The following is a 14,973-nucleotide window of genomic DNA, read 5'->3' as shown; positions in this document are numbered from 1 at the left end:
GGTCCGGGCCGTGCGCGGTGACCAGCGGCCGGTCGGTGCGGGGCTGCGGGGGGAGTTCGGCGGCGGGCGGCTGGCCGGTGGGGACCGGTTCCCGGCCGAGGACGTCGTCATGGCCGTGGTCGAGGGCGCCGTCGAGGGCGCTGTCGAGAGCGTTCTCGGCGGGCTCGTCGCCCAGGAGTTCCTGCGGGAGGACCAGGACGGCCTGGACGCCGCCGTAGATGTTCGACTGGAGGCGTACGGCGATGCCGTGCCGGCGGGCCAGCGCGGAGACGACGTACAGGCCGATCCGGCCGTCCTGGAGGAGGTGGCCGACGTTGACCTGGTCGGGGTCGGTGAGCAGGGCGTTCATCCGCTGCTGCTCGACCGGCGGCATGCCCAGGCCCCGGTCCTCCACCTCGACGGCGAGTCCGGCGGTGACATGGGTGGCGCGCAGCACCACGGAGGTGCCGGGGGCGGAGAACACCGTGGCGTTCTCGACGAGTTCGGCGAGCAGGTGGATGACGTCGGCGACGGCGTGGCCGCGCAGGGTGCCGTCGATCGGGGGGACGAGCTTGACCCGGGGGTAGTGCTCGACCTCGGCGATGGAGGAGCGCAGCACCTCGGTCATGGTGACCGGGTTGGACCACTGGCGGCGGGAGATGGCGCCGCCGAGGACGGCGAGGTTCTCGGCGTGCCGGCGGATGCGGGTGGCCAGGTGGTCGATGTGGAACAGGCCCTTGAGCAGCTCGGGGTCCTCGACCTCGTTCTCCAGCTCGTCGAGGAGCTGGATCTCGCGGTGGACGAGGGATTGCAGGCGCCGGGCGAGGTTGACGAAGACCTCGACCTTCTGTTCGTTGCCGACGCTGCTGGAGAGCCGGGACGCCTGGACGACGGCGGTGGCGGCGGCGTCGTGGGCGCGGGTCAGCTCGTGGGCGAGCAGGCCGAAGTCGTCGGACCGGTCCGGCGGCGTGGTCGCGGGACGCCGGGCGGGGGGCTTCTCGCCTCGGCGCAACTGCTCGACCAGGGAGCGTAGTTCGTTCTGGCCGCGGGTGGTGGCGTGCCGCAGGGCGTCGCAGCGGTCGCGGACGGTGGCGGCGGCCCGGTTGGCGGCGAGCACGGCGAGGGCGACGGCGCCGACGGTGAGCGCGGCGAAGCCGACGAGCAGGGCCCACAGTCCGCCGGTGGGGTGGGCGCCGGTGGTGCGCAGGGTGACCAGCACCACCGCGGTCGCGCCGAGGGCGACGGCGACGACCGGCAGCCCGGCGGCGCGCAGCAGCCGGAGGCGTATACGGGTGTCGGGGGCGGGCGCCGGGGTGCGCGGCCTGCCGGGGTGGGTCAGGGAGCGGGTGCCGGGGCGGCCGTGCCGCCCGCCCTCGCGGCGGTCCGGCCGCGCGGCGGGTGCGCGAAGGTGTGACATCGGCGTCCTTGGTCGTGGACCTCGGGAACGGGGTTCGGTGGACAGGGCGGAGGGGCGGAGCGAAGTGGTGGGCGAGCCCGGGTGGGGTACGGCGCGCGGGCATGCGTGACCGCACAACGGTGCGCACCGTTGATCACCGAGCACACACGGTAGTCAGCAAGAGGTCGGGCGCGGTGCGCAGTTGGGAAAGTTCCCCACCGCACTTCCCGCTCTGGTATGAGGGCTCGCACGGGCGGGCGATAACGGACCGGCCACGGCGGGCGTCCGGCGTCGCGCGTGGGGAGCTTCCCGGGACCGGGGGTCCGGCGGCCCGGCCCGTGGGCGGCACGTGGCCATGGAGGCCGTCGCCCTGGCCGGCGTCGGCGCGCAGGCGCACGCTGCGCCCCCTCTGCTCGCTCCGCCAGGGCAGGGCACACCGTCGGCGACCCGGTGCGGCCGGCCGGGGCGGCGGCCGTCAGGACCCGGTCCCTTGTGTGCCGACGCCTTCACGGGGCATCCGTCACCTGTTCGAAACGTGCCGTTGAACAGCAGCGGACGCCACTTCAGCAGGTATGCGGTAGGGAGCGGAACGGGATGGAGATCTCGGGATTCATCAGCGCGATCGTGATCGGTGTCGTCATCGGCATCCTGGGCCGGCTCGCCCTGCCCGGGCGGCAGCGCATCGGCGTGCTGTGGACGATCCTGGTCGGCGTGGTCGCCGCCCTGGTCGGCACCGCCATCGCCGCGGCGCTGGGGGTGGCCGACAGCGACGGCATCGACTGGATCGAGCTGATCCTCCAGGTCGTGCTCGCCGCGCTCGGCGTGGTCGCCGTGGAACGGCTCAAGGGCCGGCGCTGACAGCGAGCGGTACCGGTGCCGCCCGGCCGTCGCCCCTTCGAGGAGGGGCGACGGCCGGCGGCGTTTCGCGCAGCGCCGTCAGGTCGGCCAGGTCCAGTCGGCGACCTCCGGCATGTCGGCGCCGTGCCGGCGGATCCAGTCGTGGTGCCGGGTGCGGGCGTCCTCCATCCGCTGGCGGACGACCGCGGCGCGGACCGCGAGTCCGGGCACCCGGTCGATCCCGTCCATCACCAGCCGGTAGCGGTCCAGGTCGTTGCGGACCACCATGTCGAACGGCGTGGTGGTGGTGCCCATCTCCTTGTAGCCGCGCACATGCAGGTCGGCGTGGCCCCGGCGGCGGTAGGCGAGGCGGTGGATGAGCCAGGGGTAGCCGTGGTACGCCATGATCACCGGCTTGCCGGGCGGGAACAGCGCGTCGTACTCGGCGTGCTTCATGCCGTGCGGATGCTCCTCGTGCGGCATCAGCCGGGCCAGGTCCACGATGTTGACCACCCGTACCGCCAGTTCGGGCAGTTCGGTGCGGAGCAGGGAGGCGGCGGCCAGCACCTCCAGGGTGGGCACGTCCCCGGCGCAGGCCAGCACCACGTCGGGCACGTCGCCGGGGCGCTCGGTGCCGGCCCAGTCCCAGACGCCGAGGCCGCGGGCGCAGTGGGCCCGGGCCTGGTCCAGGGTCAGCCAGTCGGGGGCGGCGTTCTTGCCCGCGACGATGACGTTGACGTGGTCGCGGCTGCGCAGGGCGTGGTCGGCGACCGACAGCAGGGTGTTGGCGTCCGGCGGGAGGTAGACCCGCACCACCTCGGGGCTCTTGTTGAGGACGTGGTCGATGAAGCCGGGGTCCTGATGGGAGAAGCCGTTGTGGTCCTGGCGCCACACATGCGAGGTCAGCAGGTAGTTGAGCGAGGCGACGGGCGCCCGCCAGGGCAGCGTGCGGGACGTCTTCAGCCATTTGACGTGCTGGTTGACCATGGAGTCCACGATGTGCACGAACGCCTCGTAGCAGGAGAACAGCCCGTGCCGGCCGGTGAGCAGGTAGCCCTCCAGCCAGCCCTGGCACAGGTGCTCGGAGAGCACCTCCATCACCCGGCCGTGCCGGTCGAGGTCCTCGTCGGTGGGCAGGATCTCCTCCTGCCACGTCTTGGCGGTCGCCCCGTAGACCGCCTGGAGCCGGTTGGAGGCGGTCTCGTCGGGGCCGACGAGCCGGAAGTCGCGGCGGTCGGCGGTGTCCGCCATGACCTGCTCGATGAGCGCGCCGAGCACCTCGGTGGGCTGGTGGCTGCTCGCCCCGGGCTTGTCCACCCGGACGGCGAACCGCTCCAGCGGGGCGAGCGGCAGGGCGCGCAGCAGCTTCCCGCCGTTGGCGTGCGGGGTGGCGCCCAGCCGGCGCGCCCCCTCGGGCACGCAGGCCAGGACCTCCGGGCGGGGCCGCCCGTGCTCGTCGAACAGCTCCTCGGGGCGGTAGGAGCGCAGCCACGCCTCCAGTTGGGCGAGGTGCGCCGGGTCGTCGCGGACGCCGGGCAGCGGCACCTGGTGGGCGCGCCAGGTGCCCTCCACCGGCTTGCCGTCCACCTCGGCGGGCCCGGTCCAGCCCTTGGGGGTGCGCAGCACGATGACCGGCCAGCGCGGCCGCTCGGTGGCGCCCCGCCGGCGGGCCGCGGTCTGGATGTCCCGGATGCGGTCGAGGGCGGTGTCGAGCGCGGCGGCCAGGGCCTGGTGCACCTCGGCCGGCCGGTCGCCGGAGACGTGCAGCGGCTCGTGGCCGTAGCCGCGCAGCAACTGGTCCAGTTCGTCCTGCGGGAGGCGGGCGAGGACCGTGGGGTTGGCGATCTTGTAGCCGTTGAGGTGCAGGATCGGCAGCACGGCCCCGTCGTGGGCGGGGTCGAGGAACTTGTCGGCGTGCCACGATCCGGCCAGTGGCCCGGTCTCCGCCTCGCCGTCGCCGACCACGCAGGCCACCAGCAGGTCCGGGTTGTCCAGCGCGGCGCCGTAGGCGTGGGCCAGCGAGTAGCCCAGTTCGCCGCCCTCGTGGATGGAGCCGGGGGTCTCGGGGGCCACATGGCTCGGTACGCCGCCGGGGAAGGAGAACTGCCGGAACAGCCGCGCCATGCCCGGCTCGTCCCGGCTGACGTCCGGATAGACCTCGCTGTAGCTGCCCTCCAGCCAGGAGTTGGCCAGCACCGCCGGGCCGCCGTGCCCGGGGCCCCACACGCACAGCGCGTCCAGGCCGCGCGCCCGGATCACCCGGTTGAGGTGGGTGTGCACGAGGTTGAGGCCGGGGGACGTGCCCCAGTGGCCGAGCAGCCGCGGCTTGATGTGCTCCGGCCGCAGGGGTTCGCGCAGCAGCGGGTTGGCCATCAGGTAGATCTGGCCCACCGCCAGGTAGTTGGCGGCACGCCAGTGCGCGTCCAGGGCGGCGGCCTCCTCCGGCGCGAGCACGGCGCCGGGCGGCGCCGTGTCGGTCGATGCGACGCCGGGCGACGCGGTGCCGGCCGGTGCGGGGCCGGGCGCTGTGCCGCCGTCCGCGCGGTCCTCCGCCATGTGGTTCTCCGTCCTGTCTCCGTCACGGTGACCCGTCGGTCACGGTGAGTATCCGCCGCCGCCGGGTGGCGCGCACGGCGGGTGCGGCGCTCGCCGCGGACTCCTGCCGGTACCCCGTAGACGGACGCCGATGCGGCGCGCCTGCGCGGGCCGGTGCCAGGACCGGTCGGCCCCCCACGCGACGGGGCCTCCCTGGCCGGACTCGCCCCGGTCGGGAGCGTCGATCGTCGGCCCTCCACGCGGCGGGGCCTGCCGCGCGTCGTCCGGTCCGGGCCGAAAGGCGGGCGGGGGAACGCCCGGCGGTGGCTCGGGAGGCGCTCGGCACGGCGTGGAGGGGCGCTCGGCACGGGGCGTGGGCGGGGTCGGGCCGGCCTCCCGCGAGGGCGGAGGGCGGCGCTCCGGATGGCGGCGGGTCGGCGGGGCCGCGCTCCGCCGCCGCGGCCCTGAACAGCGGCGCGACCCTCGGGCGGCCGGGGGGCGGACAGGGCCGGGCGGGCGGTTCGCCCGGGTAGGTGGCACTCGGTGCGGATTGAGTGGCACTGAGTGCCTCCACAAGAGAAGAAGGTCACACTCGCGGCCCCTGCTCCCCCTTCGCGGATCTGACCTAGCATCCGAACATGACGGTCCTGCCTGACGACGGCCTCCCGCTGGCCGCCGAATTCCCCGACGCGTCCCCTGAGCAGTGGCAGCGCCTGGTCGCGGGCGTCCTGCTGAAGTCGGGCAAGGACGTCCCGCCCGAGGAGGCGGCGAACGCCCTGGCCACCAGGCTGGAGGACGGTCTCGCCACCCTGCCGCTGTACACCGCCCGGGACGCCGCGCCCGAGCCGGGCTACCCCGGCTTCGCCCCGTACGTCCGCGGCGGGCGGGCCGAGGGGATCACCGTCGCGGGCTGGGACGTGCGCCAGCGGCACACGGTGGCCGACGGCGCCGCGGTCCTGTCCGACCTGGAGAACGGCGTCACCTCGCTCTGGCTGACGGCCGGCGAGGGCGGCATCCCGGTGGACCGGCTCGGCGCGGTGCTGGAGGGCGTCTACCTGGACCTGGCCCCCGTGGTGCTGGACGCCGGCGCGGACACCGAGGCCGCCGCCGAGGCGCTGTTCACGCTGTACGAGAAGCGGGGCGTCGCCGACGAGGCGGTCCGCGGCAACCTGGGCGCCGACCCGCTCGGGCACCAGGCCCGCACCGGGACGCCGCTGCCGCTGGAGCCGGCGGTCGCGCTGGCCCGGCGCTGCGCCGGCCGCTACGGCCCGGCCGGCACGGGACTGCGAGCCCTGACCGTGGACGCGCTGCCCTACCACGAGGCCGGCGGGTCGGCCGCGCAGGAGCTGGGCTGCTCGCTGGCGACCGGCGTCGCCTACCTGCGCGCGCTGACCGCCGACGGGCTGGAGGTGGCCGCCGCCTGCCGGCAACTGGAGTTCCGCCACGCCGCCACCGCCGACCAGTTCCTGACCGTCGCCAAGCTGCGCGCCGCGCGCCGGCTGTGGGCCCGGGTGGCCGAGGTCTGCGGTGCGCCGGGGGCCGGGGCGCAGGTCCAGCACGCGGTCACCTCGCCGGTGATGATGACCCGCCGCGACCCGTGGGTGAACATGCTGCGCACCACGATCGCCACGCTGGCCGCCGGGGTGGGCGGGGCCGACTCCGTCACCGTGCTCCCCTTCGACCACGCGCTGGGCCTGCCCGACGCCTTCGCCCGCCGGATCGCCCGCAACACCGCCACCATCCTGGTCGAGGAGTCGCACCTGGCGCGGGTGATCGACCCGGCCGGCGGCTCGTACTACGTGGAGCGGCTCACCGACGAGCTGGCCGAGGCGGGCTGGGCGTTCTTCCAGGAGATCGAGCGGGCCGGCGGCCAGGATGCCTGTCTGCGCTCGGGCATGGTCGGCGAGAGGCTGGCCGCGACCTGGGCCGAGCGGAGCGCCAAGCTGGCCCGGCGGCGCGAACCGGTCACCGGGGTCAGCGAGTTCCCGCACCTGGCGGAGAAGCCGGTGGTCCGCCGGCCGGCCCCGCCGGCCCCCTCGGGCGGGCTGCCGCGGGTGCGCCGCGACGAGGCGTTCGAGGCGCTGCGGGCCCGCTCCGACGCCCACCTGGCCGCCACCGGCGCCCGGCCGCGGGTCTATCTGGCCGCGCTCGGCCCGGCCGCCGCGCACACCGCCCGGCTGACCTTCGCCGCCAACCTGTTCCAGGCCGGCGGCATCGAGCCGGTCACCGAGGGGTCCTTCGCCGACAGCGGGGCGGGCGAGGCGTGCCTGTGCTCCAGCGACGCGCTGTACGCCGAGCAGGCCGAGTCCGCCGCCGCCGAGCTGCGCGCGGCCGGCGCCGGGCACGTGCACCTGGCGGGCCGGCCGCCGGCGGAGCCGGGCTACCAAGGTGTCGACAGCTATGTCTTCGCGGGCGGTGACGCCGTCGCGGTGCTCACCGCCGCCCTCGACCGTATGGGAGTGTCGTGATGGGAGCCCCTGGGAGCACCGGAGCCCTCGGGAGCGGGGACGTCCCCGACTTCTCGGAGATCGGGCTGGGCAGGCCGGCCCCGGCCGCCGGCGCGGACGAGTGGCGTACGGCGCTGAAGCGGGCCGCCGACGGCGACGACCTGCTGTGGGAGACCCCGGAGGGCATCGGGGTCAAGCCGCTGTACACCGGGCACGACCTGGAGGGCCTGGACTTCCTGGACACGTTCCCCGGCGTCGCCCCGTATCTGCGCGGCCCCTACCCGACGATGTACGTCAACCAGCCGTGGACGATCCGGCAGTACGCGGGCTTCTCCACCGCCGAGGAGTCCAACGCCTTCTACCGGCGCAACCTCGCGGCCGGGCAGAAGGGCCTGTCGGTCGCCTTCGACCTGCCGACCCACCGCGGCTACGACAGCGACCACCCGCGGGTGACGGGCGACGTCGGTATGGCGGGCGTGGCCATCGACTCGATCTACGACATGCGCCAGTTGTTCGACGGCATCCCGCTGGACCGGATGACGGTGTCGATGACGATGAACGGCGCGGTGCTGCCGGTGCTGGCGCTGTACATCGTGGCGGCCGAGGAGCAGGGCGTGCCGCCCGAGAAGCTGGCCGGGACCATCCAGAACGACATCCTCAAGGAGTTCATGGTCCGCAACACCTACATCTACCCGCCGAAGCCGTCGATGCGGATCATCTCCGACATCTTCGCCTTCACCTCGCAGCGGATGCCGCGGTACAACTCGATCTCCATCTCGGGCTACCACATCCAGGAGGCCGGGGCGACGGCCGACCTGGAGCTGGCGTACACCCTCGCCGACGGCGTGGAGTACCTGCGGGCCGGCCGGGACGCCGGGCTGGACGTGGACGCGTTCGCGCCCCGGCTGTCGTTCTTCTGGGCGATCGGCATGAACTTCTTCATGGAGATCGCCAAGCTGCGCGCGGCCCGGCTGCTGTGGGCCAAGCTGGTCAGGCAGTTCGAGCCGAAGAACGCCAAGTCGCTCTCGCTGCGCACCCACTCGCAGACCTCGGGGTGGTCGCTGACCGCGCAGGACGTGTTCAACAACGTGACCCGCACCTGTGTGGAGGCGATGGCCGCCACCCAGGGGCACACCCAGTCGCTGCACACCAACGCGCTGGACGAGGCGCTGGCGCTGCCGACCGACTTCTCCGCGCGGATCGCCCGCAACACCCAGTTGCTCATCCAGCAGGAGTCGGGCACCTGCCGGACCATCGACCCGTGGGGCGGCAGCGCGTACGTGGAGAAGCTGACCTACGACCTGGCGCGCCGGGCCTGGCAGCACATCCAGGAGGTGGAGGGCGCCGGCGGCATGGCGCAGGCCATCGACGCGGGCATCCCCAAGCTGCGGGTGGAGGAGGCGGCGGCGCGCACCCAGGCCCGTATCGACTCCGGGCGGCAGCCGGTGATCGGCGTCAACAAGTACCGGGTGGACACCGACGAGCAGATCGAGGTGCTCAAGGTCGACAACTCCTCGGTGCGCGAACGGCAGCTCGCCAAGCTGCGCAGGCTGCGCGAGGAGCGCGACGAGCGGGCCTGCCAGGACGCGCTGGACGCGCTGACCCGGGCGGCCGGCGCTGACGGCAACCTGCTGGAGCTGGCGGTGCACGCGGCCCGCGCCAAGGCCACCGTCGGCGAGATCTCCGACGCCCTGGAGAAGGTGTACGGGCGGCACGCCGGCCAGATCCGTACGATCTCCGGTGTGTACCGCAGCGAAGCAGGCCAGTCCCCGTCGGTGGAGCGCACCCGCGCCCTGGTGGACGCCTTCGAGGAGGACGAGGGCCGCCGGCCCCGCATCCTGGTGGCCAAGATGGGCCAGGATGGTCACGACCGGGGCCAGAAGGTGATCGCCACCGCCTTCGCCGACCTGGGCTTCGACGTGGACGTCGGCCCGCTGTTCCAGACGCCCGCCGAGGTGGCGCGGCAGGCGGTGGAGGCGGACGTGCACATCGTCGGCGTCTCCTCGCTGGCCGCAGGACACCTCACGCTCGTCCCGGCGCTGCGCGAGCAGTTGGCCGAGGAGGGCCGGGAGGACATCATGATCGTGGTCGGCGGCGTCATCCCGCCGCAGGACGTGCCGACGCTGCTCCAGATGGGCGCGGCCGCGGTGTTCCCGCCCGGCACGGTCATCCCGGACGCGGCCTACGACCTGGTACGGCGGCTGGCGGCCGACCTCGGCCACGCGGCCCCGGCCACGGACGGTGCCGCCGCCGGACAGGACGGCTGAGGGGCGGCGGAGGCGGTATGGCGATCGACCTGGACGCGTACGTCAAGGGCGTGCTGGACGGCAAGCGGGCGGTGATCGCCCGCGCCATCACGCTGGTGGAGTCCACCCGTCCCCAGCACCGGGCGCTGGCGCAGGAGTTGCTGACCGCGCTGCTGCCGCACAGCGGGAGCGCCCGCCGCATCGGCGTCAGCGGGGTGCCGGGCGTCGGCAAGTCCACCTTCATCGACGCCTTCGGCACCATGCTGACCTCCGCCGGGCACCGGGTGGCGGTGCTGGCCGTGGACCCGTCCTCCACCCGTACCGGCGGCTCCATCCTGGGCGACAAGACCCGGATGGAGCGGCTCGCCGTGGACCCGGCCGCGTTCGTCCGCCCCTCCCCCACCTCCGGGACGCTCGGCGGGGTCGCCAAGGCCACCCGGGAGTCGATCGTGGTGATGGAGGCCGCCGGCTACGACGTGGTGCTGGTGGAGACGGTCGGCGTCGGCCAGTCCGAGACGGCCGTCGCCAACATGGTGGACGTCTTCCTGCTGCTGACCCTGGCCCGCACCGGGGACCAGCTCCAGGGCATCAAGAAGGGCGTGCTGGAGCTGGCGGACGTGATCGCCGTCAACAAGGCCGACGGCCCGCACACCCGGGACGCCCAGGCCGCCGCCCGTGAACTGGCGGGCGCGCTGCGCCTGATGCACGGCAAGGACGCCGTCTGGACGCCGCCGGTGCTCAGTTGCAGCGCCCGGGAGTCCACCGGCCTCGACACCGTCTGGGACCGGCTGGAGCAGCACCGCGCCCTGATGGACTCCACCGGCAGGCTGGCCGCCCGCCGCCGCGACCAGCAGGTCGACTGGACGTGGAGCATGGTCCGCGACGAACTCCTCGGCCGGCTCCGCGCCGACCCGGCGGTCCGCGCCCTCGCCCCCGACCTGGAGCGCCGGGTCCGGGACGGCGAACTGACCGCGACCCTGGCCGCCGAGCGGATCCTCGACGCCCTGGACGGAGGGCGCGGTTGACGGCGTACGGGGGCGGCACCGGCACGGTCTCCCGCCTGGCGGCGGCGGTGCGGGCGGGGGACGCGGAGGCGGTCGGGCGGCTGCTGGCGGCGGGGGCGGACCCGGACGCGGCGGACGCCGGGGGGCTGCCGCCGCTGTGCGCGGCGGTCACGGCGTACGACCGGGAGGTGACCGAGGCGCTGGTGCGGGGCGGCGCCGATCCGCACCGGGTGCTGCCGGACGGGACCACGCCGTTCGAGCGGGCGGTCGACAGCGGCTCGCCGGCGGTGTTCCTGGCGATGCTGGCCGAGGAGCCGCGGCCGCGAATGCCGGAGGCGGCCCGCGCCCACCTGCTGGCCTCGGCCCGCCGCTGGTACGAGGAGGGTGCGGCCGGCGGACTGCGGCGCCGCACCGGGGCGTCGGACCCCGGCACGACCGTGCTGGTCGCCGACGGCGAGGACGACCGGCTGGAGCAGACCACCCTGGGCGGGCGGGTCGCGCGGGCCGGGTTCGGCGCCGTGCTGACCTGTCTGGAGAAGGCGCTGGGCATCGCGGCGCCGGTCGACGAGCTGGTGGCCCGCGGGGCGGCCGCGCCGGACGACGAGCACCCGGACCACCGCGCGCCGGCCTGGGCGCTGGCCGAGCGCCGCCGGCGCGGGCGGTGCGGTGGATCGCGCGGAGCGGCACCCTCCTGTTCCCGGCGGCCGCGCGGTCGCCGGCTGCCGTGTCCGGGAGCGGCAGGCCCTGGTCCGCCGGCGGCCCGGGTTGACTGGTCGGCGTCCGATCGGCGTCCGATCGGCGTCCGGGCCGACGGGAACGGCCGGAGGGGGCGGGCCGCGGGTGTGCGCGGGTCTGCCGTCCTCCGGCCGTCGTGTCCTGGCTCTCGGTCAGCGCACCGCGGGCACGGCCGGCAGGTCCAGGGCGGAGGGCGCGGCCTTGGGGGCGGCCTTCGCGCCGGCGGCCGGCGGGGCGGGCGTGGCGTGCGGGGCGCAGGTCACGTCACGCGCGTCGGTCTTCCCGGTGAGCAGGTAGGCGTCGACCCGGCTGTTGACGCACGGGTTGACCAGGCTGGTGACGCCGTGCGATCCGGCGTCCTTCTCGGTGATCAGGCGCGAGCCGGCGAGCCGGCGGTGCAGCTCGACGGCCCCCTCGTACGGGGTGGCGGCGTCGCGCTCGGACTGGACGATCAGCACCGGGGGCAGTCCGCGCTTCGCGCCGACCTCGACGGGCTCGTGCTGCTTGGACTTCCAGGTGGCGCAGGGCAGGTTCATCCAGGCGTTGGACCAGGTGAGGAACGGGTGCTTCTTGTGCAGCTCCGTGTTGTCCCGGTCCCAGCGCTTCCAGCTCGTGGGCCACTTGGCGTCGGCGCACTCGACGGCGGTGTAGACGGCGTTGCCGTTCTCGGCGGCGGCGTTGCCCGCGGTGTCGGACATGTCCGGGGCGATGGCGTCCACCAGCGCCTGGGTGTCGCCGGCGAGGTAGTCGCTCCAGGTCTGGGCGACGGGCACCCAGGAGGAGTCGTAGTAGGGCGCGCCCTGGAAGAAGCCGATCAGCTCGGCCGGGCCGACGACGCCGCCGATGGGCTTCGCCTTGGCGGTGGCGCGCAGCTCCTGGTACTTCGCCTCGACCTTGGCGGGGGTGTTCCCGATGTGGAAGACGGCGTCGTGCTGGGCGACCCAGGCCTTCCAGTCGTTCCAGCGCGTCTGGAAGGCGACGTCCTGGTCCAGGTTGGCCTGGTACCAGATCTTCTCCTTCGAGGGGTTGACCACGCTGTCGACGATCATGCGGCGCACATGGGTCGGGAAGAGGGTGGCGTAGACGCCGCCCAGGTAGGTGCCGTAGGAGACGCCCAGGTAGTTGAGCTTCTTCTCGCCCAGCGCGGCGCGGATGACGTCGAGGTCCCGCGCGGTGTTGGGGGTGGTCATGTGCGGCAGCATCCAGCCGCTGCGCTCCTTGCAGCCGTCGGCGTACTCGGCGGCCAGCTTGCGCTGGGCGCGCTTGTCGGCCTCGCTGTCGGGCACCGGGTCGGCCTTGGGGGCCTTGACGAACTCCTGCGGGTCGACGCAGGAGATGGGCGTGGAGTGGCCGACGCCGCGCGGGTCGAAGCCCACGAAGTCGTACGCCTTGGCGGTCTCGGTCCACAGCGGGCTCTTGGTGGTGACGCGGCGCGGGAAGCGCAGCCCGGAGCCGCCGGGGCCGCCGGGGTTGTAGATCAGCGCGCCCTGCCGCTGGTCCTTGGTGCCGGTGTGGCCGATCCGGTCCACGGCGATGTCGATGGTCTTGCCGAAGGGCTTGGCGTAGTCCAGCGGCACCTTCACGAAGCCGCACTGGATGGGCTTCTCCAGGCCCCAGTCGGCGGGGCAGTCCTTCCACTTGACGCCGGCGTGCGCCGCGCGGGCGGCGGCGATCCGGGCGCCCAGCTCGGCCGTGCCGCCGCTGCTGAGCCGCGGACCGGGGGCGGCCGGGGCGGCGCCGGCGGACGGGGCGAGGAGCAGGCCGGCGGCGAGCGCCCCGGCGGAGATGGTGGCGGCGCCGGTCAGCGCCGCGGTGCGTATCACGTGGTCGTTCCCCCTGCGTAGGGTCTGCCGCCGGGGGCGGCGGGGGCCGCCGACCGGCGGTGGGTCTGCGCCGCCGGCCGGTACGACCGGGCGCACGGGCGATCCTCGCGCCATGGCGGCAGGGTCCGACAGGGGCGGCGTCCGGATTTTGCCAAGCCGATATTCGGACCATCAGGTCCCGCTGAGCGGTCGGGGGTTGCCGGGGGCGGAGGCTCAGGGGGTGTCGGCGCGACGAGGGGCGGCCTCCGGTGGGGGCCGCCCCTTCGGCGTGCGCAGGCCGCCGTGCGGGCCGCCGCCACCTGTGTGCCCGGGTCAGCTCGGGGGCGTGAGGCGGCCGTCCACGATGGTGGCGACGACCTCGATGGAGCCGATGCGGGAGGGGTCGACGCGGCGCGGGTCGTCGCCCAGCACCACCAGGTCGGCCCGCTTGCCGGGGGCGAGGGTGCCGGCGCTGTCGTCCCAGTGGCAGGCGTGGGCGCCGGCGACGGTGTAGGCGTGCAGCGCCTGTTCCACGGTGACGCCCTCGTCCGGACCGATGATCCGGCCGCTCGACGAGGCGCGCTCGACCATGAACTGCACGGCCCGCAGCGGCGAGCCGTCGGTGACGGGGCGGTCGGAGCTGCCGACCAGGCGGACGCCGCCGTCGAGGAAACCGCGCCCCCGGTACAGCCACGGGGCCCGCTCCTCTCCCATGATCGCGGCGTAGTCGTCGCCGAAGGAGCGCAGGAAGACGGGTTGCACGACCGCGCTGACGTCCAGCTCGGCGAAGCGCGGCAGTTGGTCGGGGCGGATCAGTCCGGCGTGCTCGATCCGGTGCCGGGCGTCCGGGCGGGGCCGCCGGGCTTGCGCCTCCTCGATGGCGTCCAGGGCGACGTCGGCGGCCCGGTCGCCGATGGCGTGCACGGCGAGCTGCCAGCCGCCGAGGTGGCCGGCCACGATGGTGTCGGTGAGGCGCTCGGGGGTGTCCTGGAGCTGCCCGGCGCCGTCCGTGCCGAGGTAGGGGCTGGTCAGCGCGGCGGTGCGGGCCATCATCCCGCCGTCGGTGAACACCTTCAGCGCCCCGAGGGAGAGCCAGTCGTCGCCGAAGCCGGTGCGCATGCCGAGATCCAGGGCGCGCGGGAATCCGTCGGTGGACGGGTCGGCGAGCGGGCGCAGGGTGTCGGCGGCGGCCATGAGCTGGACCCGCAGCGGCAGCCGGCCCTGGTCGCGCAGGAGTTGGTAGGCGCCCAGCTCGACCGCGCTGTGCCCGAGCAGGCCGCCGCCGATGCCCGCCTCGGCGCAGGCGGTGATCCCCTCGCCGAGGCAGGCACGCCCGGCGCGCTCGACGGCGTCGGCGAGTTCGGCCTGGGTGTACGGCGGCCGCAGCGAGCGCGCGATGCTCATGGCGCCCTCGGCGAGGAAGCCGTCCTGGTGCGGTACGCCGGCGGGCAGCCGGTCGAGCACGGCGCCGCTGACCACGCAGGCGTGCCCGGAGTCGTGCATCAGGAACACCTGGCGGCCTCGGCAGACGGTGTCCAGTTCGGCGGCGGTCAGATGGCGGCCCAGGGCCCGCTGGTCGTAGCCGGCGACGTCCACCCAGCCGCCGGGGTCGGGCTGCCGGGCGACCGCGTCGGCGACGACGGCCAGCACGTCCGCCACCCGTCGGCAGGGGGCGACGCTGGGAGTGGCCGCCTTCAGCCCGGCCCACGCCAGGTGCACATGGGCGTCGACGAAGCCGGGCAGCACGGTGGCGCCTTGGAGGTCGACCACCTCGGCGGCGGGCAGCGAGACCGCCTCCTCGTCCAGGCCGGCGATCCGGCCGTGCCAGATGGCGAGGTCGCGGGCGACGGGGCGGGCCGGGTCCATGGTGAGGAAGGTGGCGTTGGTCAGCCGGGTGGTGAGCACGGACGGGACCGCTCCTCGGGGTCGGCGGCGACGGGGCCGCGGGCGCCGCCGACCCCGAGGAGCGGTCCCGTCCGTGCTCACCACCCG

The 14,973-nt window shown here is 74.8% G+C and carries 8 protein-coding genes; 4 read left to right on the top strand and 4 right to left on the bottom strand.

The annotated features are described in order from the left end of the window. Positions 1 to 1,396 (bottom strand): sensor histidine kinase (locus C6N75_RS16940; RefSeq protein WP_105869745.1); only part of this gene is annotated, 1,396 nt, incomplete at its 3' end. A gap of 573 nt (positions 1,397 to 1,969) precedes the next feature. On the opposite strand from C6N75_RS16940, the gene C6N75_RS16935 reads away from it, so the two are divergent. Continuing rightward, on the top strand, positions 1,970 to 2,233 hold the full coding sequence (locus tag C6N75_RS16935; RefSeq protein ID WP_105869744.1) for a GlsB/YeaQ/YmgE family stress response membrane protein: 264 nt from the start codon (positions 1,970 to 1,972) through the stop codon (positions 2,231 to 2,233). Positions 2,234 to 2,311: 78 nt separating this feature from the next. Here C6N75_RS16935 and C6N75_RS16930 read toward each other — a convergent pair whose 3' ends face one another. Next, the gene (locus tag C6N75_RS16930; RefSeq protein WP_105869743.1) at positions 2,312 to 4,768 is read right to left on the bottom strand and encodes a phosphoketolase family protein; all 2,457 of its coding nucleotides are present in this window, start codon (positions 4,766 to 4,768) and stop codon (positions 2,312 to 2,314) included. Between the two features lie 617 nt (positions 4,769 to 5,385). On the opposite strand from C6N75_RS16930, the gene C6N75_RS16925 reads away from it, so the two are divergent. Genes C6N75_RS16925 through meaB form a run of 3 tightly spaced genes read left to right on the top strand, consistent with a single transcriptional unit; the run spans position 5,386 to position 10,465 of the window. Further along, the gene (locus C6N75_RS16925) at positions 5,386 to 7,215 is read left to right on the top strand and encodes a methylmalonyl-CoA mutase family protein (RefSeq protein WP_105869742.1); all 1,830 of its coding nucleotides are present in this window, start codon (positions 5,386 to 5,388) and stop codon (positions 7,213 to 7,215) included. Continuing rightward, positions 7,215 to 9,461, top strand: coding sequence for a methylmalonyl-CoA mutase (gene scpA / locus C6N75_RS16920; protein ID WP_105869741.1), 2,247 nt, complete (start codon positions 7,215 to 7,217; stop codon positions 9,459 to 9,461). The genes C6N75_RS16925 and scpA overlap by 1 nt, the downstream gene beginning before the upstream one ends. A gap of 17 nt (positions 9,462 to 9,478) precedes the next feature. Then, positions 9,479 to 10,465, top strand: a complete 987-nt coding sequence (gene meaB, locus C6N75_RS16915) for a methylmalonyl Co-A mutase-associated GTPase MeaB (RefSeq protein ID WP_105869740.1) — start codon at positions 9,479 to 9,481, stop codon at positions 10,463 to 10,465. An 866-nt stretch (positions 10,466 to 11,331) separates the two neighbouring features. On the opposite strand, the gene C6N75_RS16905 is transcribed toward meaB, so the two are convergent. Both C6N75_RS16905 and C6N75_RS16900 read right to left on the bottom strand, forming a co-directional pair. After that, positions 11,332 to 13,002 (bottom strand): alpha/beta hydrolase, encoded by a 1,671-nt coding sequence (locus C6N75_RS16905; RefSeq protein WP_258177457.1) that lies wholly within the window; start codon positions 13,000 to 13,002, stop codon positions 11,332 to 11,334. A gap of 312 nt (positions 13,003 to 13,314) precedes the next feature. Next, positions 13,315 to 14,886, bottom strand: a complete 1,572-nt coding sequence (locus tag C6N75_RS16900; protein WP_105869738.1) for an amidohydrolase — start codon at positions 14,884 to 14,886, stop codon at positions 13,315 to 13,317. Between the last annotated feature and the right edge of the window lie 87 nt (positions 14,887 to 14,973).

This window comes from Streptomyces solincola, assembly GCF_002982015.1.
GTDB classification, from domain to species: Bacteria; Actinomycetota; Actinomycetes; order Streptomycetales; family Streptomycetaceae; genus Streptomyces; species Streptomyces solincola.
This window is presented reverse-complemented; position numbering and strand designations above follow the sequence as displayed.